The sequence below is a fragment of the Bombella mellum genome (genome assembly GCF_014048465.1).
GTDB lineage: Bacteria > Pseudomonadota > Alphaproteobacteria > Acetobacterales > Acetobacteraceae > Bombella > Bombella mellum.
Genome location: NZ_PDLY01000002.1, coordinates 36268 through 58720, shown reverse-complemented (window position 1 = coordinate 58720; position 22453 = coordinate 36268). Strand labels below are relative to the sequence as shown.

21 protein-coding genes are annotated in these 22453 nt (G+C 55.9%); 11 read left to right on the top strand and 10 right to left on the bottom strand.

Annotation, left to right across the window (positions count from 1 at the left end):
• The first annotated feature begins 29 nt into the window (after positions 1-29).
• A complete protein-coding gene (locus CPA56_RS03355; RefSeq protein WP_182040644.1) occupies positions 30-518 on the top strand; it encodes a copper chaperone PCu(A)C in 489 nt (162 codons plus the stop codon).
• A gap of 21 nt (positions 519-539) precedes the next feature.
• On the opposite strand, the gene recQ is transcribed toward CPA56_RS03355, so the two are convergent.
• The 4 genes from recQ to cydD form a co-directional block, all read right to left on the bottom strand.
• On the bottom strand, positions 540-2375 hold the full coding sequence (gene recQ / locus CPA56_RS03350) for a DNA helicase RecQ (RefSeq protein ID WP_407645646.1): 1836 nt from the start codon (positions 2373-2375) through the stop codon (positions 540-542).
• 53 nt (positions 2376-2428) lie between these two features.
• The gene (locus tag CPA56_RS03345; protein ID WP_229707368.1) at positions 2429-2845 is read right to left on the bottom strand and encodes an OmpA family protein; all 417 of its coding nucleotides are present in this window, start codon (positions 2843-2845) and stop codon (positions 2429-2431) included.
• A gap of 98 nt (positions 2846-2943) precedes the next feature.
• Positions 2944-4581, bottom strand: coding sequence for a thiol reductant ABC exporter subunit CydC (gene cydC / locus CPA56_RS03340; RefSeq protein ID WP_182040643.1), 1638 nt, complete (start codon positions 4579-4581; stop codon positions 2944-2946).
• Entirely contained in the window at positions 4578-6257 is a 1680-nt protein-coding gene (gene cydD / locus CPA56_RS03335; RefSeq protein ID WP_229707365.1) for a thiol reductant ABC exporter subunit CydD, read from the bottom strand. Before cydD ends, cydC begins: the two co-directional genes overlap by 4 nt.
• A gap of 152 nt (positions 6258-6409) precedes the next feature.
• Here cydD and CPA56_RS03330 point away from each other — a divergent pair, with 152 nt between their 5' ends.
• On the top strand, positions 6410-8227 hold the full coding sequence (locus CPA56_RS03330) for an ABC-F family ATP-binding cassette domain-containing protein (protein WP_182040641.1): 1818 nt from the start codon (positions 6410-6412) through the stop codon (positions 8225-8227).
• 45 nt (positions 8228-8272) lie between these two features.
• On the opposite strand, the gene CPA56_RS03325 is transcribed toward CPA56_RS03330, so the two are convergent.
• Together CPA56_RS03325 and CPA56_RS03320 are read right to left on the bottom strand one after the other, a co-directional pair.
• Complete coding sequence (locus CPA56_RS03325; RefSeq protein WP_182040640.1) at positions 8273-8728, bottom strand: superinfection immunity protein; 456 nt, start codon at positions 8726-8728, stop codon at positions 8273-8275.
• A complete protein-coding gene (locus tag CPA56_RS03320; RefSeq protein ID WP_326831295.1) occupies positions 8721-9671 on the bottom strand; it encodes a Gfo/Idh/MocA family protein in 951 nt (316 codons plus the stop codon). Before CPA56_RS03320 ends, CPA56_RS03325 begins: the two co-directional genes overlap by 8 nt.
• Positions 9672-9857: 186 nt before the next feature.
• On the opposite strand from CPA56_RS03320, the gene secD reads away from it, so the two are divergent.
• Together secD and secF are read left to right on the top strand one after the other, a co-directional pair.
• Positions 9858-11396 carry a protein translocase subunit SecD gene (gene secD, locus CPA56_RS03315; protein ID WP_182040638.1) on the top strand — a complete coding sequence of 513 codons (1539 nt, stop codon included), beginning with the start codon at positions 9858-9860 and terminating at the stop codon, positions 11394-11396.
• Positions 11397-11401: 5 nt separating this feature from the next.
• Positions 11402-12331 (top strand): protein translocase subunit SecF, encoded by a 930-nt coding sequence (gene secF, locus CPA56_RS03310; protein WP_182040637.1) that lies wholly within the window; start codon positions 11402-11404, stop codon positions 12329-12331.
• An 87-nt stretch (positions 12332-12418) separates the two neighbouring features.
• Here secF and CPA56_RS03305 read toward each other — a convergent pair whose 3' ends face one another.
• Both CPA56_RS03305 and mscL read right to left on the bottom strand, forming a co-directional pair.
• Positions 12419-12736, bottom strand: coding sequence for a hypothetical protein (locus CPA56_RS03305; protein ID WP_182040636.1), 318 nt, complete (start codon positions 12734-12736; stop codon positions 12419-12421).
• Positions 12733-13185, bottom strand: a complete 453-nt coding sequence (mscL, locus tag CPA56_RS03300; protein WP_182040635.1) for a large conductance mechanosensitive channel protein MscL — start codon at positions 13183-13185, stop codon at positions 12733-12735. Before mscL ends, CPA56_RS03305 begins: the two co-directional genes overlap by 4 nt.
• Before the next feature lie 231 nt (positions 13186-13416).
• On the opposite strand from mscL, the gene rpmE reads away from it, so the two are divergent.
• The 4 genes from rpmE to CPA56_RS03280 all read left to right on the top strand — a co-directional run bounded on the left by rpmE (position 13417) and on the right by CPA56_RS03280 (position 16147).
• A complete protein-coding gene (gene rpmE / locus CPA56_RS03295; protein ID WP_077395507.1) occupies positions 13417-13644 on the top strand; it encodes a 50S ribosomal protein L31 in 228 nt (75 codons plus the stop codon).
• Positions 13645-13887: 243 nt separating this feature from the next.
• Positions 13888-14499 (top strand): DUF1013 domain-containing protein, encoded by a 612-nt coding sequence (locus tag CPA56_RS03290; RefSeq protein WP_182040634.1) that lies wholly within the window; start codon positions 13888-13890, stop codon positions 14497-14499.
• Positions 14500-14519: 20 nt separating this feature from the next.
• A complete protein-coding gene (gene purE, locus CPA56_RS03285) occupies positions 14520-15014 on the top strand; it encodes a 5-(carboxyamino)imidazole ribonucleotide mutase (protein WP_182040633.1) in 495 nt (164 codons plus the stop codon).
• Positions 15011-16147 carry a 5-(carboxyamino)imidazole ribonucleotide synthase gene (locus CPA56_RS03280; protein ID WP_182040632.1) on the top strand — a complete coding sequence of 379 codons (1137 nt, stop codon included), beginning with the start codon at positions 15011-15013 and terminating at the stop codon, positions 16145-16147. The genes purE and CPA56_RS03280 overlap by 4 nt, the downstream gene beginning before the upstream one ends.
• Here CPA56_RS03280 and CPA56_RS03275 read toward each other — a convergent pair.
• Both CPA56_RS03275 and CPA56_RS03270 read right to left on the bottom strand, forming a co-directional pair.
• The gene (locus tag CPA56_RS03275) at positions 16126-16779 is read right to left on the bottom strand and encodes a JAB domain-containing protein (protein ID WP_326831287.1); all 654 of its coding nucleotides are present in this window, start codon (positions 16777-16779) and stop codon (positions 16126-16128) included. The genes CPA56_RS03280 and CPA56_RS03275 overlap by 22 nt on opposite strands.
• Before the next feature lie 4 nt (positions 16780-16783).
• Complete coding sequence (locus tag CPA56_RS03270) at positions 16784-17407, bottom strand: RadC family protein (protein ID WP_182040630.1); 624 nt, start codon at positions 17405-17407, stop codon at positions 16784-16786.
• A 99-nt stretch (positions 17408-17506) separates the two neighbouring features.
• Between CPA56_RS03270 and CPA56_RS03265 the strand changes: the two genes are divergently transcribed.
• From CPA56_RS03265 to CPA56_RS03255, 3 genes are read left to right on the top strand one after another with little or no spacing between them, the layout of a single operon-like run.
• Positions 17507-19720, top strand: a complete 2214-nt coding sequence (locus CPA56_RS03265; protein WP_182040629.1) for an ATP-dependent helicase — start codon at positions 17507-17509, stop codon at positions 19718-19720.
• A complete protein-coding gene (locus tag CPA56_RS03260; RefSeq protein WP_182040628.1) occupies positions 19717-20643 on the top strand; it encodes a 50S ribosomal protein L11 methyltransferase in 927 nt (308 codons plus the stop codon). Before CPA56_RS03265 ends, CPA56_RS03260 begins: the two co-directional genes overlap by 4 nt.
• A gap of 39 nt (positions 20644-20682) precedes the next feature.
• Positions 20683-22449, top strand: a complete 1767-nt coding sequence (locus tag CPA56_RS03255) for an aminopeptidase P family protein (protein ID WP_182040627.1) — start codon at positions 20683-20685, stop codon at positions 22447-22449.
• The last annotated feature ends 4 nt before the right edge of the window (positions 22450-22453 follow it).

Sequence of the window (22453 nt, the reverse complement as noted above, 5' to 3'; positions counted from 1 at the left end):
CGGTAGCGGGAACAAGGATAATGAACAGAATGATGCGTATTCACCTCGCAATGACAGTTTTTTTGGCTGGACTAAGTGCAGAAGCCGCTCTAGCCACCGAAAATACTGCGCCTGCTTCTCTCAAGAACATTTCCATTGACGACACCGCATTGCATACACGGTACAAAGAAGCACCTTTTGCCTTCGGTACTTTTGCACTGACCAATCACGGAACGACGGATTTTCTGCTCCGTGGCATCACCTCTCCCGGCTGCCAGTCAGTCACCTCCAACCGGAACAGTCAGGTTGCCATCCAATCCCCGAGCCAGACATACGACATTTTCCAGCGCATGGCTGTCCCTCATGAAGGAACGCTGTTCTTCCCGACAAGCGGCTACCACCTGATCTGCCATGGGCTGAAAGTCACATACCAGCCGGGCCATACTCTGGACTTCGTCTTTCATTTTCAGAATGTCGGCGATGTTACCGTTCCCTTCCGTATGCAGCCCATCGTGGAAGAAAAACACGTCGGTCCCTGAGAGACTCTTTTCAGAACATCGTCAGACAGTCTCCTGCAATATGGCCAGAACAGCTTCACCGTAGCGGTCAACCTTGCTCTGGCCAACGCCCCGCACCTCCCCCAGCTCCTGCCGGCTAGTAGGGCGGGCACGGATGATCTCCTTCAATGTGACATCCCGAAAAATGATATAAGGTGGAATCTCCTGCTGATAAGCCTCCTCCCGCCGCCACATTTTCAATGCCAGAAAGTAACGATGCTCTTCCTCAGTCAGGTCATCTGCGAAGTTCCCCTTCCCTGTCTTTTCTCCCATCGCTGTCAGATGACGCAGGGACGCATCCTCTCTCAGACTGACCGACTCATCACCCCGTAAAATAGGCCGGGCGGTCTCCCGTCGCAGCCCAAGACCCCCATGATCTCCCACCATGCCGATAGCCCCCCGGGCGATAAGCTGCCGAATAACCATACGCCACCACACATCCGTCCTGTCTTTCCCGATTCCAAAGACGGACAGATGGTGCAGGGCATGACGTTCCACAGCCTCCGTCATCTTGCCTTTAAGGACGGCGATCAGCTGCATGGCACCAAAGCGTTCACCTGTCCTGTAAACAGTGGAAAGAACCTTCTGAGCCGCCTCGGTAGCATCAAAGGTAGATGGCGGATGCAGACAGTTGTCACAATGACCGCAGGGTTCATGAAGATTTTCCCCAAAACAGGCCAGAACGGCCTGCGTCCGGCAGCCCGTCGTTTCCGTCAACGAGATCATGCTTTCCAGACGCCCCTGCATCGCCCGTTTCTCACTCTCCGGCACCTGGGATTCTTCCAGCCAGTATCGTGCCCTGGCAACTCCTTCACCGCTATATAGCAGAAGTGTATGCGACCGTTCTCCGTCCCGGCCAGCACGGCCAATCTGCTGGTAATACCCTTCCGGTGAGGTCGGCATGTCAAGATGTATGACCGTCCGCACATCAGGCCGATCTATGCCCATGCCGAAAGCAATGGTGGCTGCAACGACCATTGGTTCACCAGACCGGAACCGCATCAGGACGTTCTTCTTGTCCGCCGGAGACATGCCGGCGTGAAATGGGAAGGCCGTATATCCCTTCTCCCTGAGCTGGCGAGCCATGCTCTCTGTCTTCTTGCGGCTGCCACAATAAATGATGGCCGCCCCCTGCCCCATGTGAAGACGCAGTGCATCCATGACCTGCCGCATTTCAGAAAGTTTCGGCTGAGCCTGAAGGAACAGGTTCTCCCTATGAAAACTGCCCATAAGGATGCGGGCCTGCGGCATATCCAGCGCAGACAGTATGTCCCGCCGTGTCCGAGGATCAGCCGTGGCCGTCAGAGCAATTCTGGGAACCTGAGGAAACAGTTTCTTCAGATTCGCCAACTCCCGGTACTCTGGCCGGAAATCGTGTCCCCATGCCGAAACACAGTGCGCCTCGTCGATGGCAATGAGTGACAGTGCGCACCGTCCCAGCAGACCAAGAATATAAGGGGTAAGCAGACGTTCGGGAGAAATATAGAGAAGATCAAGCTGATCACACGTCAGATCCTCACGAACCGTCAGTTGATCCTGATACTCCATCTCCGAGTGAAGAGCGGCCGCCCTCACACCCAGCTGCCGTAACCCGGCCACCTGATCCTCCATGAGGGCAATCAGGGGGGATACGACCAGCCCCACACCTTTACGACACAGGGCCGGAACCTGATAGCAGAGACTTTTTCCGCCTCCTGTAGGCATGAGAACGAGAACGTCCTCATGTTCCATGACAGCCTGAACAGCTTCCGCCTGTAATCCTCGAAACGCCGGGAAACCAAAGACACGATGAAGAACGGTCTCCGGAGTCTCTCCAACGTAACGGGGAAAACGGTCAATCGGGTTGCCTATCCCCTCATGGAACTCATCGTCAGGCTGTTCATGGTCAGGAATCAATGTGAACCCAGATGGACCGTGACACGACGGAGAGCCACGCGTGATTCTTCAACCGACGTCGGGACGAAGGCTTCCTTGCGGATGTCATCACGACCAATCCCATCCTTTACCAGCACATCGATCACATTCTCCGCACGGGCATCGGCCAGCTTCTTCAATACGTCAGGATCTTCATTTTTCCCGGCAGAACCGGAAACGGTGATCTGGGAGATATGACGCTTCTGTGCCGCACTGACAGCACTCGCCACAATCGCCTCACCGGTCGGGCTGAGTGTCACGGAATCCTTGTCAAAGAAGACAACATAATCATCCCGCGGCGGATGGGAGACACAGCCAGCCAGCAGCCCTGTTGCCATGAGGGAAACAGCTCCCAAGGAAGCATAACGACGCACAAAAGCAGAGACCCTCTTCATGGGGCATCCTTTCCATCAACCATAGAGAATACCTCCCCTAACTGCCCTTGCTTTGCCCCGTGGTCAATATGCTCCGAAGCAAAGCGGCAAAAACACACCTACAGGCTCCGGGAGGTCAAACTTCCATCCTGGATGGTCCAGAGATGATCAAGCTGTTCCACTCCTGTCAGACGATGCGTGATCAGGAGAATGGAACGGGAACGGTCCAGTCCGTTCAGGGTGGACAGGAAGGCTCTTTCGGTTTCCGCATCCAGCCCAGTTCCCGGCTCATCAAGTATCAGGACCGGAGCTTTCGACAGCAGAACTCGTGCCAGGGCGATGCGCCGCCCCTGCCCACCAGAAATATGTGAGCCATTCTCACCTATCCAGCTGTCCAGACCATCAGGAAGGGAACGAACAAAATCAGCAATCTGGGCCTGCTCCAGAGCAGCCCACATGGCATCATCAGAAATGTCATCCCTGCCAAGAAGCAGGTTGGACCGGATCGTATCATCGAACAGATGACTGGCCTGGGACAACCAGGCCACCTTTTCCCTCACCATCTCGGTTCTGACGTCTGCAATGTTCTCCCCGCCGAGCGTGATGCTACCCTGCCCGGGAGACATCACCTTGAGCAGCAGAGCAGCTAGGCTGGACTTCCCAGCTCCCGAAGGACCGATCAGGGCCGTGCGCTCCCCCTCTCTCAACCGAAGACTGACATTTTTCAGAACAGGCCTGTCCTCTGTCCAACCAAACGTGACATTCCGGACCTCAATCTCATGCCCGGCCGGTGCAGGAAGCGTCCCTTCATCCGGTGTCCCCTGTGGCATGGCAGTCGCTTCTGCCACACGCTCCGCTGCATGAAGCACCTGACCACAGAGAAGACCAGCCCGCGGTAGATCGACGATATTGTCCAGAGCTGTCATGACCACGAACAGGACGGTAATACCCATCACGGCCTGTTCCTTCGGGAATACCAGCCCGGCGCAGCCACAGAGGGCACAGACGACACCAAGACGTGTCAGCAGAAGAGCCAGAGCATGAACATGCGCCATGGCCCGATCCCGACGACGCTGCATCCTGTAGAAAGCCTCTTCAGCAGCCAGAAACCGCTCTGTGGCCACATCTTCCTGTCCGAAAATCCGAAGCTCTCTCATTCCTCCTACTAGATCGAGAGCCTGACTGTTCATGTCAGCCTGCGTCCGTTGGAGTTCTGGTCCCCAGCGATAGGAAAGCCTCGCCATGAGAGCAGGCAGCACGAAAGCGGTCAGACAGAACAGAAGACCGATACAGAGTGCCAACAGGAAGCTTCCTCTCAGGCAGATCAGAATGACGATGGGCAGGCTGAGCAGAGCCGCTGCCAGAGGCACCAGTATGCGCAGATAGAGACTGTCCAGGCTCTGCACGTCAGCCACCAGGCGGGAAAGCATATCGCCGGACCTGCGGAACCCGAGACCTGCGGCGGCACCACCGGCCAGCTGACGATAGAACCATAACCTGATGTCTGCCAGCACATGGAATGTAGCATCATGTGTGACCAGCCGTTCAAAATAGCGGAGGATTACACGCAAGCCCCCGGCAAAACGCAGAAGCCCGAAAGCAGCGGCTCCCCCCACAGCAATCAGCCCCAGCCTGGACCCTGTCTGCCCCATGAGGAGAAAAACGGAACAGACAGACAGTTCTGTCAGTATCAGCCCGACGAACAGACGAACCCAACGACCTTTCCATACATTCCACAGAGAGCGCAGCTGCGTCATGACAATGTCTCCTGTACCGTGACCTTTCCACGTTCAATGATGAGACGTTTTGTCTCACCAATGGTATGGAACTGGGAGGAATGGGTGGAAATCAGGGCCGTACGCCCCTTCAGGAGCCGCCGCAGGGATACGAGAATGTCCCGCTCCGTTGCCGGATCAAGATGGGCTGTCGGTTCATCCATGATGAGCAGAGGAGCATTTTTCAGAAAAGCCCTGGCAATGGCAACACGCTGTGCCTGTCCGCCAGAGAGTCCAAAACCTCCCTCTCCCAGTCTGGTGTCCAGCCCATCAGGCAGAAGTGGCAGGTAATCCCTGACGGACGACGCCTCAAGAGCATCCCTCAGCTGATCTTCGGAGGCCTCTGGAGCTGCGAACATGATGTTGTCACGCAGCGTACCGGCGAAGATGACGGGTTTCTGTCCAATCCAGCTTATCTGGCGTGTCACGTCGGACGGATGAAGAGTCTGAAGATCAGCACCGCCCAGCAGTATCTCTCCCTGAGAAGGGCGGATGAAGCCCAGAAGCATTTCTATCAGGGTCGACTTACCAGCACCGGAAGGACCGGTAAGCACGGCCACATCTCCAGCTTCAAGATGAAACGATACATCATCCAGAGCCAGAGGATGATCATTCACCCATCGGTAAGACACGCCCCGCACATCCAGTGCAATTCCATGACGGGTATGTTCCGGAACGGCCTGACCGGAAACCACCTGGTTCATACTTTCGGGCAAGGCAGGGAGCTTCTGTATGGCCTCACCACTGTTGGTGATCTGTGCCCTGTCCTGATAGGCAGCAGAAAGAGCACGGAATGGTGCAAAAGCTTCAGGCACCATGAGAACGGCAAAAAGAATGCCCGCCATCTGATGGACGGAACCCGCATGGAGAAGACCATGACGCTGATCAATCACGATCCAGACCAGAGCAACGATCATGGCAATATCAGTTGAGGCGGAGGTCAGGAACGCAACTCGCAGCACCTTCATGGTCCGGCGACGCAGCTCGTCCGCAGCCTGCCCAAGCCCCTGGGCATCCTTCTCCGCATTACCGGACAGTACGATGGTGGCAATACCACGGATACGATCCAGAAAACGTACCTGAAGACGGTTAAGTGCCAGAATCTGCCGACGGGAAGCGATAGCTGTAGCAATACCAAAAACGGCCTGGAAAACCGGAAGGACAAGACAGCATCCGCCAAGAATGAAACCCGCCCTATGATCCTGCCAGAACACCACCAGCACCACAGACCACTGGGCCACAACCCAGAGGGAAGAGGCAGGTAACCAACGGGCAAAATACCCTTCCAGAGCCTCGACACGATCCGTCAACATTGCAGCCAGGGACGCACTATGCTGGTGCCGGAGAAGCGCAGGTCCCTGCGCAAAGAAACGGGCGAGCAGCTCACGCCGCAGGCGTTTACGGGCTTTCTCACCACTGGCCGCAGCAAGAAGTTCCTGCACATATCCCAGAATGATGCGGGCAACAGATGCGAGAATGAACAGGAACAGATGGGACATCCCCACCTTCTGTCCACCAGCCAGCACCTCGGCAAGAATGATAGCCAGATTCCAGACCAGCACCATTCCGGCAAGGACATTGAACATCCCTACCAGAGCCAGCAACAGGGTAGCCGAGCGATTGGCGCGATTTTGCTGCCGCACCCAGCTTTTTAGCATTTTCTTGTCTGCCTTCATGCGGAGACATATACAGGCGAAGCAGACAAAAGAAAAACAGACAGAGTAAAAGTTTTCCATCGGAAAAATCTTTCTCCACTCTACTGCCTGTTTTGTATTGCAAATCCTGTCCGTCTTCCTCACATCAGGGGACCATGTCTGCACCAATTCTCAATCTACAGAACATTTCCTACACGCTTGGCGGTCGTCCCCTGCTGGATGGAGCCGACATCTCGGTATCAGCTGGTGAAAGGCTCTGTCTCGTCGGACGGAACGGTTCTGGCAAATCCACCCTTCTGCGCATTGCCGCAGGAGAGCTGGAACAGGACAATGGCGAGCGTTTTCTTCAGCCCGGCCTGAAGGTTCATTATCTTCCACAGGAACCGGACCTCTCCGCCTGGGAGACAGTCTTCGACTACGTGACGGCAGACCTGGATGAAACGACCCATTACCGTGCCCGGGCCATGCTGAGTGAACTGGGCATGGAGGGCACGGAAAGCTGTGCCAGTCTCTCAGGAGGAGAAGCCCGCCGCAGTGCACTGGCACGTGCCTTGGCCGTAGAGCCGGACCTTCTACTGCTGGATGAACCGACCAATCATCTGGATCTCCCCTGCATTGCCTGGCTGGAAAAAGAACTTCTGGCCTCCGGGGCCGGCATGATCATCATCAGCCATGACCGCCGCTTTCTTGAAACCCTGTGCAGGGCCGTCATCTGGCTCGAACAGGGCCGGACACAGAGGCTTGACGCCAGTTTCGTCCATTTCGAGGCCTGGCGGGATGAACAGATCGAACTGGCAGAACGGGCAGCTCATAAGCTGGACCGGCAGATTGCCCGTGAGGAAGACTGGATGCGCTATGGTGTCACCGCCCGGCGCAAACGGAACGTCCGACGTGTGGCGGAGCTTGCCAACCTGCGGGCTGAAAGACGTGACATAGCGTCCCGGCAGCGTGGCACCCTGAAGATGGAGGCCAGCGAAGCCGAGAACACCAGCAAGATTGTCGTCGCTGCAGACGGGATAGGCTGGGCCTATCCTGAACGGTCTCTCATAAACGGCCTGACACTCAAAATCACCAAGGGAGACCGGCTTGGCATCTGCGGAGCCAATGGTGCCGGGAAAACCACCCTTCTCCGCCTTCTGACAGGCGATCTTGAACCACAGAAAGGTGACATACGCCGCAGTCCATCCATCAGGATGGTCACACTCGATCAGCAGCGCAGTGCTCTGGACGGGAATCAGAGCGTTGCGGACTTCCTGACCGATGGACATGGTGAGCTGGTAGAGGTTGGCACGGAAAAGCGTCATGTCATCGGCTACATGAAAGACTTTCTGTTCCGTCCGGAGCAGGCCCGCACACCAGTCAGCCACCTTTCCGGCGGGGAGCGGGGAAGGCTGGCTCTTGCCTCCGCTCTGGCCCGTCCTTCAAATCTGCTGGTGCTGGACGAGCCTACCAACGATCTGGACCTGGAAACTCTGGACCTGTTGCAGGACATGCTGGGGGATTACACAGGTACGGTTCTGCTCGTCAGCCATGACCGTGACTTTCTGGACAGGCTGGCAACCTCCACCCTTGTGGCTGAAGGTGACGGCAGCTGGATAGAATATGCTGGCGGTTATTCCGACATGCTGGCCCAGCGCAGAGGCCGCACTCCTGCCGAACGTCAGCAGAAAGAAGCCAATCCTTTTTCCCCCGAGAATGGACAGAAGCCATCTTCCCGCCCAATGAACAGGAGCTCGACCAAACTGAGCTACAAGGAACAGAGGGAACTGGACCAGCTGCCTGAGCTTCTTGAAAAGCTGGAAAAGGACGCAGCTCTATGCCGGAACGCACTGGCTGATCCTGAACTCTATAACCGTGATCCTGCCCGGTTTGAAAAAATCACGGCTGCCTTGAGCAAAACGGAAGAAAAACTCAGCCAGGCAGAAGAACGCTGGGTAGAGCTGGAAAGCAAACGGGAAGAACTGGAAAACTGACATGTCCTTCCCGGCCTGTCCCACAGACCGGGAGGACAACAGACATCAGAGCCGGTTGATGATACGTTCCTTGGCCTTGACAAATTCTGCCTCTGTCAAAGTTCCACGCTCTTTCATCTGATGCAGCTGTTCAAGAGTATATTCAGGGCGAACAAATGTCTCACCGAGGGACTGTGACCGGTCATGGGCCTGATAGGGCCCCCAGTTCTGACTTCCATCAGAAGAAACCAGTTTCTCCCTTGGCCACAAGGACCAGATGAGCAGGCCAATCCAGAACAGCCCGGTCCATCCTGCAAGGATATTGAGGGCAACAAGCAGCCATTTCTGCGGGTGCTGCCGCATGATGGCAATGATGCTGGGCAGGCAGTACATGGCCAGCATGGAAAGCATCAGAATGGCAAAAATAAGCAGACTCAGATACGGATTGATCGCATTGACCTGCTGTGTGTACTCCGTCACGTTCATGACGATATTCCTTATGATCGTGGTCTGGTCAGTCAATCAGGCCTGAACGCCGGATCATCTCCTGCGCAGCCTTTATTTTTCTCCCCACCAGTAGGGCGGCTTCAAGTGCTCTCAATCCGGCCCGTCCGTCAACAACAATTCGTTTACCATCGAGACATGAGGCTACAAAGGCATCATGCTCGGCTGCCAGATTGTCATGCTCTTTCCAGTGAACACTCTCCCGCCGAAAGCCGTTGGCCTCTGGTAGAGTAAGGCCTGTCTCACGGTTGATGAAAACCAGCTTACGCCCTACAAAATCTGCCGAAAGATATCCTTCCTGTGCAAAAAGACGCATCTTCCGTTCCGTCTTGAAGGAAATACGACTGGCCGTGATGGAGGCAACACATCCATTCTCAAAACGCACGCGGGCATTCGCAATATCTTCACTGGGACTGGAAACAGTAGCCCCCATCGCATCGATATCCAGAATGGGACTGTCCACGAGTGACAAGATGAAATCGAGATCATGTATCATGAGATCAAGAACGACCGATACATCCGTCCCACGTGTCTTGTATGGAGCAATCCTTGTTGCTTCGATGTAGAGCGGGTGCTTTATGCGGCTCCTGATGGCGGCATGTTCTGCTGAATAACGCAGCAGGTGCCCCACCTGGAGAACACGTCTCTGCCTACTCGCGCAACGGACCAGTTCCTCCCCTTCTTCCTCCGTGGACGCCAAAGGTTTTTCAACCAGAACATGACACCCGGCCTCAAGAGCCTGCCGTGCCAGACGATGATGCGTCTCGGCCGGGGAAGCTATGATGACCGCCTTGCAGCGTTCCAGAAGACTTTCATATGTCCTGAAGACGGCCGCACCGACCTCTTGGGCAACCGTCAGGGCACGTATCTGGTCCGGGTCATAAAGCCCGACCAACTGTTCCCTTTCATGCCGGGCAGCCTGAAGGGCATGAAAACGACCAAAATATCCCGCCCCTACAATGGCTACATCAAGGACCTGTCTGTTCTTCATGGCTCTGAGCATAGCACCGACACGAAGCGGTGCAAGGCACCAGCCAACCCGGCATAATGGTTGCAATAAAACCCTTAAAAGGGCATGGTCAGCACCCAATTGTGAGATTGGTCCTGACCTCTCCATTTCCACATTTTTGAGGTTCTCTAACCCCCTATGTTGTATTACAGCCGCCTCAGGATGTTAGGCGTGGTGGGCATCTGCCTGATAAGTGTCCTGCTCTGCCTGCCTAATTTCATTAAAGCCCCTTCACAATCCCTACCCTGGCATCAGGTGCATCTTGGCCTTGACCTGCGGGGAGGCTCCTATCTCCTGTTGCAGCTGGATACCAAGACACTCCAGCACGATCGGCTACAGTCCCTTGAAGGTGAAATCAGACAGGGGCTGCTCAGTGCCCATCTGGGATATCGTGATATCCAAAGGGATGATGCGGCTGCCGCCGTACTGGTCACCCCACGCTCCGACAGTGAAAAAGAAAATGACCGGAAGGTCCTGAACGACCTGACACCCTCCATTCCCGGAGAGCTGGCGGTCGATGAGAAAGACGGGCATTTCATCGTCAGCCTGACAAAAGAGGCTGTCCGCGCCCGGGCCCGGGAAGCCGTTTCCCGCTCCATCGAGATCGTCCGCCGCCGCATCGACAGCACCGGTGCCATCGACCCGAGCATCGCCCGTGAGGGGGAAGACCGTATCGTCCTGGAACTGCCAGGCATCAGTGACCCACAGCGCATCAAGACCCTGCTGGGTACGACCGCCCGCATGACGTTCCACCTCGTGTCCCCGGATCCGACTCATGCAGGACCGGGCACGACCATGCTCCCCCTGCCCAACGGGCGCGGAGAGATTGCCGTCGAGGATCGGATCGATGTTGATGGGGCCAACCTGACCGACGCCGCCGCCACTATGAGCGAAGGACAGTGGGTCGTCGAGCTGAAATTCGACAACAAGGGAGCGGATGACTTCGCCCGCATCACGACACAGAACGTAGGGAAGCCTTTCGCCATCGTACTGGACGGTCATATCCTGACAAGTCCGGTCATCAATGGCCCCATCACGGCCGGCCGTGGCATCATCACCGGCAGCTTCACCGCCCAGTCTGCCTCTGACCTTGCCGTATTGCTGCGGGCTGGTGCCCTGCCCGCCCCGCTGACCGTCGTCGAACAGCGGAGCATCGGGCCCAGCCTCGGCGTGGCCTCCATTCATGCAGGCGTCATCAGTCTGGCCGTTGGCTTCGTGCTGGTCGTCCTGTTCATGCTGCTTTTCTATGGCCGTTTCGGCCTGTATGCGGACATCGCCCTTTTTGCCAACCTCGTCATGATACTGGCCATCCTGTCACTCTTTGAGGCAACCCTGACTCTTCCGGGCATGGCAGGCATCCTGCTGACCCTCGGCATGGCCGTGGATGCCAACATCCTCATCAACGAGCGCATCCGGGAAGAAGTCCGGCAGGGGCGCAAACCACTTCAGGCTCTCCAGGCTGGCTTCCAGCGGGCAACAGGCACGATCATCGACAGCAATGCGACGGCCTTTCTTGCCCATGTCATGCTCTTCGTTTTCGGTACGGGAGCTGTCCGAAACTTCGCCCTGACCATCACCATCGGCATTGCCACCACGCTCTTCACGACGCTGGTCCTCTCCCGGATGCTGATTGTCCGCTGGTATGCCCATAAACGCCCACAGGAACTGCCGGTCTGATCGCCATGTTTTCTCGTCCTCTTCTCCGTTTCGTACGTGATGACCGACAGATACGCTTCATGCGTGGGCGTCATGCCGGTCTGATCATTTCCGCCCTTCTTTCCATCGCCTCGGTGGTGCTGTTCTTCACACCAGGCCTCAATCTGGGCCTGGATTTCCGTGGTGGCGTCATCGTGGAGACCCACTCCCCCACTGCTGAAGACCCGGCGCACATGCGGGAAATCCTCAAGGCCGGACATGTCAATGCCGCTTCCGTGCAGACCTTCGGATCTCCACAGGACATGCGCATCGCCATCAACCTTCCCCGAGGTGGTGAGGATGAACACGTCACCCAGCAGCTGGTGGATCATGTCCGCACCATAATCGTTCAGGCCATCCCGGGCGTACAGATACAGCGGGCCGATGCTGTTGGAGGCTCCGTGTCTTCCGAACTGTTCCGGGATGGCGTGCTGGCCCTCCTGTTCAGCCTCGGGATGATCCTCATCTACATCTGGTTCCGCTTTGAACGTGAATTTGCCCTGAGTGCCGTCATCACGCTGGTTCTGGACCTGACCAAAACCATCGGCTTTCTGGTGGTCACCCGCTTCGAGTTTGACCTCGTCATGGTAGCAGCACTGCTCACCATCTTGGGTTATTCCACGAACGACAAGGTCGTCGTCTATGACCGTGTCCGTGAGAACCTGCGCAAATACCGTACCATGCCACTGCGGGAACTGCTGGACCTTTCCATCAATGAAACCCTGAACAGGACATTGGGAACCTCCATGACCGTCTTCCTTGCAGCCCTCCCCTTGGCCCTGTTTGGTGGCAGCACCCTGACTGGCTTTGCCACCGTCATGCTGTTCGGCATCGTGGTGGGAACGTCTTCTTCCATCTTCATCGCAGCCCCGCTGCTGCTTCTGATGGGCCAGAAAAGACTGCGTCGGGGAAGCTGAGCTTCCAGAGTTCTGACCACCATGAAAAAGGGGGGACACCTGAGTGTCCCCCCTTTTTCATGCAGATGAAATGTAGGCTTATGGAAGCTATTTCTGTATCAGACCAAGATAACGGGTCAGTATCTGATCCGCCCGAAAGTCGGATCGTATGGTCTGGGAGTCCAGATTGTGTACAACCGCCTTCCGGGTTGCCTCATCCATCTGAATGAGCACGGGCATGTCCTTCTGATGGAGCTTCCCCATCAGGAAAGCTCCCCGGGCCATCCCGTTTATGATGAAATAGGAATACAGATGCGCATTCGGTGACAGAGGCACACCAAAGGCAGCATCATCCGCCCTCACATGTCCACCCCACAGGCCGACTGACAAGGCAACACCAGATAGGCTGACCAGAAAACGTTTCATTTCTCTACGGAATGTGAAGCCAGGATGTCACGAATTTCCGTCAGAAGCACCTCTTCCTTGGAAGGTTCCGGCGGAGCAACTGGCTTGGCCTCTTCCTGACGATGCAGCTTGCTGATCAGCCTCATCGCCCAGAAGATGAAGAAAGCAATGATCAGAAACTGGATGACGGCATTCAGGAACAGACCAACATTGATGGTCACGGCTCCGGCTTTCTGCGCCTCTGCCAGAGTGGCCTTGACCGGTCCCTTCAGGGTGATGAAGACATTGGAAAAATCAACGCCCCCCGTCAAGCAGCCAAGAACCGGTGTCAGAAGATCCTTCACGGCACTGTTGACGATGGAGCTGAAAGCAGCACCGACCACCACACCGATTGCCAGATCCACAACATTTCCACGCATGATGAACTTGTGAAAGTCCGTCAGCCAACCGGGTGATTTGACACGACTCATTATGAACCCTCTCCCTAGGGTGAAGAACAGATGCAATGACAGGCTGCTGTCATGAACATAAACCGCACCTTATCATACAGGACAATATGGCAAAACTGTATGACATTCTTAACCTTCGACAGACCGGAAAAAGAAGACACCCAGCCTTTATTTTTCAGGAAAAATCTTATATGAGGACACCGTCTGCTCCGGTCGGTATCGGAGCTCTCTCTTACAGATTCAGGAAATGTTATGAAATCCGGCATCCACCCCGACTACCATGAAATCACGGTCGTGATGGCTGATGGCAGCGAGTACAAGACCCGCTCCTGCTACGGCGAACCTGGCGCAAAGCTGCGTCTGGACGTTGATCCCAAGACTCATCCGGCCTGGACGGGCGTCCAGCGTATTCTGGATACCGGGGGGCAGGTTGCCAAGTTCAACAAGCGTTTCTCCGGCATCGGGAACATCAAGAAGTAAGACGGACGGTTCTTCCCGAACGCCTGAAAACCCTCCTTCTCCTGCCCGGAGACAGGAGGGTTTCTTTTTTCAGCAGTCAGACATCCTGTCTTGACCTCTCTTACACTCTGGAGCATTCTGCCCGCAATGTCGTGCATTGTGCAGGCACCGCCCCTCACGAGGGTGGCGGGTGATTCTTTTCCAGAGTGGCCCGGGCCCTGCCAGATGCCGGACCATTTTACCGCTCTGCAAAGGACTGCGTACATGACCCTGCCGCTAATGCCCAAAGCGACCGCCGTCTGGCTGATTGAAAAAACTGGCCTCACCTTTGACCAGATAGCCGTTTTCTGTGGGATGCACCCGCTGGAAATTCAGGCCATCGCAGATGGTGAGGTTGGCGGTGGGATCAACGGCTACGATCCCGTCAAGAATAACCAGCTGACCGAGGCTGAAATCAAACGTTGTGAGGCCAACCCCTCTGCCCGCCTCAAGCTGATTGCCAGCCCCAATCCTGTCGCCCGCCGGGCCAAGGGGGCCCGCTACACCCCCGTGGCAAAGCGTCATGACCGTCCTGATGCCATCGCCTTCATACTGAGGCAGTTCCCGCAGCTGAACGATACGCAGATTGTCCGTCTTCTGGGCACGACCAAAGACACGATTGCCAAGATCCGCAACCGTGAGCACTGGAACAGCACCAACATCAAACCCCGCGACCCGGTCATTCTCGGTCTCTGCACGCAGACGGACCTGAATGCTGCCGTACAGGCGGCCAATGACCGTCTTGTCAGGGAAGGCAAACCCCTTCAGGAAGGACACGAGAACCTCGATCCGAACAGTCTCTTCCCTTCCCATGACGAAACGGGCAGCAGCTTCTAAAACCGGTGGAGAACGACACCATGAATGCCTCATCAACGCCTTCTGTAGGTGTGATCATGGGCAGCCAGTCCGACTGGGACACCATGCAGCATGGTTGTGAGCAGCTGGACAGGCTGGGCATCGCTTATGAGGTCCGCATCGTTTCTGCCCACAGGACTCCTGACCGCCTTGCCGATTATGCCCGTACGGCCCGCGACCGGGGCCTGAAGGTCATCATTGCCGGTGCCGGTGGAGCCGCCCATCTCCCGGGCATGTGTGCAGCCTGGACATCCCTGCCAGTTCTGGGTGTTCCTGTAGAAAGCCGGACTCTTAAAGGGCAGGACAGTCTGCTCTCCATAGTGCAGATGCCGGCGGGTATTCCGGTCGGTACGCTTGCCATCGGAAAAGCCGGAGCTGTCAATGCGGCTCTTCTTGCGGCTTCGATCCTTTCCATCTCAGATGGGAAAGTGACAGAAGCCTTGGAGACCTTTCGCTCCGAACAGACAGCCTCAGTTGCCGAGGTACCTGCCAGATGACTGCGTCTCCTTTGGCCCCAAGGGCCAGAATCGGCATTATCGGCGGCGGTCAGCTGGGGCGTATGTCTGCTGTGGCGGCGGCTCGGCTGGGTTATGAAGTTCATATCCTTTCAGACAGCGAGGCCAGCCCCGCTTCCGAAACGGCTGCGAGGCTTACGGTCGGGTCATATGATGATCCGACCTCTCTGGAAGAATTCGCCCGCTCCTGTGATGTCATCACCTTCGAGTTTGAAAACATCAGTGCTGCCGGCCTGAAACATCTGGCCAGTTTCTGTCCTGTCCGTCCGTCTGGGCATATTCTGGAAATCAGTCAGGATCGCATTGCGGAAAAGAAGATGCTGGGGACGCATGGTCTGCCCGTAGCTCCCTGGAAAGAGGTCGCTTCTCCCGATGACCTGAAGGCCCTCCCGTCTTTCGGTTTCCCCTGTATCCTGAAAACTACCCGTTTTGGATATGACGGGAAAGGACAGTTCCGTCTTCCTGATGAAGCGGCTTTCCAAGACCTTCTACAGAGAGCCGACAGCCTCCCCTATCCACTCGTCGCTGAGCAGCATATTGATTTCGCCCGTGAGATCAGCGTGATGGTCGTCCGTGGTCTGGACGGAACCGTCCGCTGCTTTGATGTCGCAGAAAACCACCATCGTCAGGGTATCCTGCGGGTTTCTGTAGCACCCGCTCCAATCATGCCAGAACTGGCTCAGAAAGCACAGGCTCTGGCGGCCACGCTGGCCGAAAAACTGGATCTTGTTGGCATCATGGGTGTTGAGCTGTTCGAAGGCACGGATGGCAGTCTTCTCGTAAATGAGATTGCTCCCCGCCCTCACAATTCAGGGCACTGGACCATGAATGCCTGTCTGGTGGATCAGTTCGAAATGCACATCCGTGCCGTGGCAGGCCTTTCCCTACCCCCGGCCCGGCGTCACTCCGATGCCTACATGCATAATCTCATTGGCCCGGACGACATGGCTCTCCTTCCCGAGATTCTGAGGGAAGAAAATGCATCCATCCACCTTTATGGCAAGGAAGAGGCCCGTCCCGGTCGCAAGATGGGGCATGTGAACCGTATTTTCCCCCGTGGCGGCCTGCCCGGCGACATGGTACTGTCACACTATCAGCCAGAACTGGACAGCTGATCGGCTTCCAAAACTGAGGAAAGGAGCCCAAGCTGGCGCAAGCTGGTTTGGGCTTTTTTCGTAATGATGAAATGATCGATCAGCTTCACGTTTATGACCTGCAGGGCCATCTCGATATTCTGGGTCATGATGATGTCCCCCCGGGATGGATTGGGCTGTCCAGCCGGGTGATTGTGGACCATGATGATGCCTGCGGCATCCAGCTCCAGACAACGCTTGGCAATTTCCCTTGGGTAAACTGAAACATGGTTGATCGTCCCACGGCCTTGTATCTCATCCCGGATAAGATGATTTTTTACATCCAAAAACAGAAGACGGAACTGTTCAACCCGCTCTCTGGCCATATGGACCATAAGATAATCCCGCAGCAGTTCAGGCTGCTGGAGCAGATCTCCTTCAGGGAGCAGGGACCGCCCGTAACGATGCGCCAGTTCTTTCAGAACGGCGCAGAACACGACCAATGAAACATTATCTTTCGATACATGATCTCGGTCTGAAGGATGTGAAAAAATGAGCTGGGACAGCGATGAATGATGTCTGAGAAGCTCCTTCGTCAATTCCTCTCTCGCCTCCTCCCCGGAGACAATGAATGAAGCAATTCTGTGAAATGTCTCTCGTGTCGTTGCCGTCACGGTATCACAGAAGCCCCGCTTCACTCATGCTGACATACCACCCCTCCCCTATCAGTACACTTTCATGAATAGTAATGCCCAAACTCTGCAAGGCCTGCTTCAGGCCTCGCACCTCGGGAGCCAAGGCCGTTGCCGGACTCCGTGGATGATAATAGGCGATGATCCCGGCTGTCGCATGACAGGAAAGAAGGAGGCAGGCAATCGGGCGATGAAGAGCATGAAGATTGCTGCCTGCCGGAAATGTTTTCTCAGTGATGAGACCGTTATTACTGTCCAGACAGATCACCCCGATGGTCGGGCCATCCATCCTGTGCAGGGTACCTTGCAGGTATTTCATCAAAGCCCCTGCATCGCTCAGCTGAAGAGGAACATCATCATCATTTTCCATCAGGGAGCGCGCTGCCAGAACAGGAAGTTCCAGAAGGGAGATGAGCCGTCTGCTCAGCCCATGCTTCTCTAGGGTATTAGCAGAAGACTGCAGAAGCTTTCCGAGCGTTCCGAACGTTGACAGCAATGCCTTGGCCTGCGGGTTCGTATCCCGCCTTGGAATGGCATAGAAAAGCAGAACCTCCAACAATTCATAATCAGCAAGGGTTTCGGCACCATGAACGAGAATACGTTCCCTCATGCGGGCCCTATGTCCCTGTTTGGATGAAACCGCTTTCTTCACAATCGGAGGTTATGTCCTAGCCATTGAATGTGTTGCACATTATACCAGATAATCGTGATGGATGATCTCTTTTCCCCCCGTTTTTCGTCTTCTGTTCCCGACCACCTAGTCGACCTGAATGAAGAGCAGCGTCTGGCCGTGGAGACAACGCAGGGCCCCCTGCTGATTCTCGCCGGAGCCGGCACAGGCAAGACACGTGTCCTGACAACACGTTTTGCTCACATCATTCTGGAAAAACTGGCATGGCCGGAGCAGATTCTGGGCGTCACATTCACTAACAAGGCCGCCCGGGAAATGAGAGAACGCATCAGCGTCATCCTCGACCGGCCTGTGGAAGGACTCTGGGTGGGAACGTTCCATTCCCTCTGTACCCGCATGTTGCGACAGCATGCCGTGCTTGTCGGGCTGGAGCGCAACTTCACCATCCTTGACATGGATGACCAGATACGCCTGCTGAAACAGGTCATTGAGCCGTGGAATCTGGATATCAAACGCTGGCCCCCTGCCCAGATCATGCACCAGATACAGCTCTGGAAAGATCAGGCCCTCTTGCCGGAGGCCATTACATCAGCCCAGGTGACGGAGTTTGCCAATGGTCAGACAAGGGCCATCTATGCCTCTTATCAGACACGTCTGAAAGAACTCAACGCCTGTGACTTTGGCGACCTGATGCTCCATATGGTCACTATTTTCCGTCAGCATACTGAAGTTCTGGAACAGTATCAGAATCGTTTCCGCTATCTACTTGTGGATGAATATCAGGATACCAATACCATCCAGTATCTGTGGCTGCGTCTTCTGGCCCGGCGTCAAGATGGAACGCCTGCCAACATTGCCTGCGTCGGTGATGACGACCAGTCCATCTATTCCTGGCGGGGTGCAGACATCACCAACATCCTGCGTTTTGAAAAGGATTTTCCCGGCGCCAAGACGGTCCGTCTTGAGAAGAACTATCGTTCAACACCTCGCATACTGGATGTAGCCTCACGGATCATCGCTCACAATGAAGGACGGCTTGGTAAGGTCCTTCAACCCGGCCTTGATGCGGATGATGGAGAGCTCATAGAAGTCATCAATGCACCGGATTCAGACGATGAAGCTAGGATTGTTGGCAAGCGTATTCAGGACCTGCATAAGCAGGATCACGATTATGGCTCCATGGCAATCCTGATGCGTGCCGGCTTTCAGACACGTCCTTTCGAGGATGCCCTGATGAAAATGGGTATTCCTTATCAGATCATCGGTGGCCTGCGCTTCTATGAACGGGCTGAGATCAGGGATGCCATCGCTTACATGCGGGCTGTCCTCTATCCAATGGATGATCTGGCCTTTGAAAGAATAGTCAATCTTCCCAGACGGGGCTTTGGTAACGTGGCCCTGTCCAGACTGCGGGTAACTGCAAAAGAAATGGGGCTTTCTCTTCAGCAGACACTCCAGCATCAGCTGGAACGGGGACTACTGAAGGGGAAGACGGCTGCCACGCTTGCTGATTTCATGGCCGTTCTGTCGCAGGCACGAGAAATGGTCACGCAAGAAGGTCATGTCATGGCGACAGACATGGTTCTGGAAGAAAGTGGCTACCTTACCATGTGGCGTGATGATCCCAAGACGGTGGAAGCTTCGGGGAGGCTTGAGAACATTCGTGAACTTCTCCGGGCCATTGGTGAGTTTCCCACGATGGAAGCTTTTCTGGAGCATATTGCTCTCATCATGGATACGGATACCCGGGATGATGGACAGGACAGGGTCAGTCTGATGACCCTGCATGCGGCCAAGGGTCTGGAGTTTCCGACTGTTTTTCTTCCAGGGTGGGAGGAAGGTCTCTTCCCTTCCCAACGCTCTTTGGATGAAGGTGGGAATCAAGCTCTGGAAGAAGAGCGACGACTGGCTTACGTTGGTCTTACTCGTGCCCGTGAGCGGGTGGTCATATTGCATGCCAATAGTCGAAAACTTTATGCCAACTGGCAGGATTCCATTCCCAGCCGCTTCCTTGATGAACTGCCTGACAACCAGATCACCCGAACACGTCCATCGCCTGATCGAAAGCAACAGTCAGGATCCTTCTTCAGCCGTCCGCCACGCCCAACCACGCAGCGACGTCAGCCCCTCCCTTCTGCCACAGGGCCAACGGTTCCCATCGGAGCAATGGTACGACATAATCGCTATGGGGAAGGTGTTGTCATAGCTGTGGAAGATGACCGTCTGTCCATCAATTTTGAAAATATCGGTCTGAAACGGATCATGGCCGGTTTTGTAGAGGTTATATCATGAAGACAAAGCAGAACCTCATTGCTCCGTCTCATATCGGCTCCCGCCATGCCCGTACTCTGGAAACGCTCTCGATCGTCGTCGAGGAAGCACATGTTCCGCTTTTCGAACAGGCCCTGCTGGGCGTCTGTGACACCGTAGGCATGTTTGAAGAAGATGACGAACAGCGTTACTGGCGGTTGGAAGCCGTCAAGGAAAAAGGGAGGAACGAGGAAGAGCTGGACAATGCCCTGGCCCTTGTCCGTGCCATGACAGGTGTAGAAACACCCCTACACCGGCAGCACACGGAAGCGGAAGGCTGGCTTGCCCGTACACAGGAAGCCTTCCCGCCACAGCATGTAGGCCGCCGCTTCTGCATCCGCGGCACACACCTGAAAGACACCCCCTCATCCAATCGGCTGAACATCACGCTGGATGCCGGCATTGCCTTCGGGTCTGGTGAACACGGATCAACCCGCGGATGCCTGCGGGCACTCGAGCTGATCGCCCATCGCAGACCTCACCACGTTCTGGACATGGGATGCGGCTCCGGCATTCTCGCCATGGCGGCTGCCCGCCTGCTTCATCGCCCTGTTCTGGCCGTGGATATCGAACCATGGTCGGTCCGTGTCGCAGCCTCCAACGCCCGCCTGAATGGCCTTGGCCCCCTACTTGACTGCCGCTTCGGCAATGGCTGGCATACAGAGGCTGTCAGGCAGAAAGCTCCCTACGACCTCGTCTTTGCCAACATTCTGGCTCGCCCCCTCTGCCGCATGGCCAGAGACCTTGCCAGAAACCTTCAGTCGGGCGGAACGGCCATTCTGGCCGGCCTGCTCAGTACGCAGGCCCGCATGGTACTGGTCGCCCATCAGAGACAGGGACTGGTGCTTGAAAAACAGCTCAAGGAAGGTCCGTGGAGTACACTCATCCTGCGGAAACCGGCCTGATCACCTTCACTCACAAATTTCCTCCAGAATGGTATACCCGTGCTTCTGTCATCTGTTCCACTAGAAGAACGCCCCGCTCTCGTCCGTCAGCATTTCAGCAGACTGGGCATTTCTGGTTTCATCATCACACGGGGGGATGAATATCTGGGAGAATATGTCGCTCCCCATTCTGAAAGACTGGCCTGGCTGACAGGGTTTACCGGCAGCGCAGGGCTAGCCATCCTGCTGGAAGAAAGCGGCGGTGTTTTTTCAGATGGCCGTTACACCGTCCAGATGGCCGAGCAGGCCCCTGGTTCTCTATGGACAACCCACCACAGTGGCCAGGTGTCCCCCCGGGAATGGCTAGCGCAGAAAGCACAGGGGAAAAGCATTGGCTATGATCCCCGGCTGACAAGCCAGCGAGATCTTTCCTCATGGCAGGCTGACGGGGTAACGCTCATCCCTCTGGAAGAGAACCCGATTGATCTCGCCTGGCCTGACCAGCCAGCATCTCCCGCCGGGCCAATCCACCACCAGCCACTGGATTTCACTGGAGAAACCAGCAGGAACAAACGTGACCGGCTGGCCCGACAGTTGCGGGATGCTGGACAGACCGCCATGATCCTGTCCGACTGCACATCGCTTGCATGGCTGCTGAACATAAGAGGCGATGATATCGCCATGACCCCAGTGGCACATGCGTATGGGATACTGCACGCCGACAGCACGGCCGACATCTTTGCCGAGGCCTCTCGCTTTCAGGATGATCCTGAAGATGCGGACATCCGGATACGCCCGGCGGCCAGCCTCATCCAGACGCTGAAAAGTTTCTCCAGACAGACCATCCGTCTGGATCCTGCAACGACGCCCATCTGGTTCAGAATGGTGCTGGAAGAAGCCGGAGCCATGATAGCTGATGAGCCAGACCTCTGCACCCTGCCCAAATCCATCAAGACTAGGGTGGAGCAGGATGGCAACCGTCAGGCCCACATGCTGGACAGCATCGCACTGGCACGCTTCCTCCACTGGCTGGAGGAGCATGGCACAGGACAACACGAAACTGAGCTGGCAGCCCGACTGGAGGCTTTCCGTGCCATGTCCCCTGATTATAAGGGACCCAGTTTCGAAACGATTTCAGCAGCCGGCCCCAATGGGGCTTACCCTCACTATCGGGCCGAAAAGGGCAAGGACAGTGTCCTCCACCCCAATACCGTCTATCTTGTAGACAGTGGCGCACAATATCCTTTTGGAACCACGGACATAACCCGTACCATCTGGAACGGACCGGATGAGCCTCCCCACGCCATCAGACAGGCATTCACAGCCGTCCTGAAAGGCAACATCACCCTCAGCCGTCAACGCTTTCCCGTAGGACTGCCGGGATACAGACTGGATACCCTTGCCCGTGCCTCCCTCTGGAATCTGGGGCTGGATTTCGATCACGGGACAGGACACGGAATAGGAAGCTATCTCTCCGTACATGAAGGCCCTCAGTCCATCTCGGTCGCCCCACGCCCTACCGGACTGGTGCCGGGCATGATCCTCTCCAATGAACCTGGCTATTATGAGGTCGGGGCATATGGCATCCGCATCGAAAACCTGCTTCTGGTACGGGAGAGTACCTTGGATGCACCCAGTACCGGTCTGGAGTTCGAGGTCCTGACCCATACCCCCATTGACCGCAGGCTGATCAACATAGACCAGCTGACAGATGAGGAGCGGCAGTGGCTGGACGAATACCATGCCACGGTTCGCAGGAAACTCCTGCCCCTGCTTGAGGAAGAGCTGCACCCATGGCTGGAACGCAGCTGCGCTCCTCTTTGTTAAGATA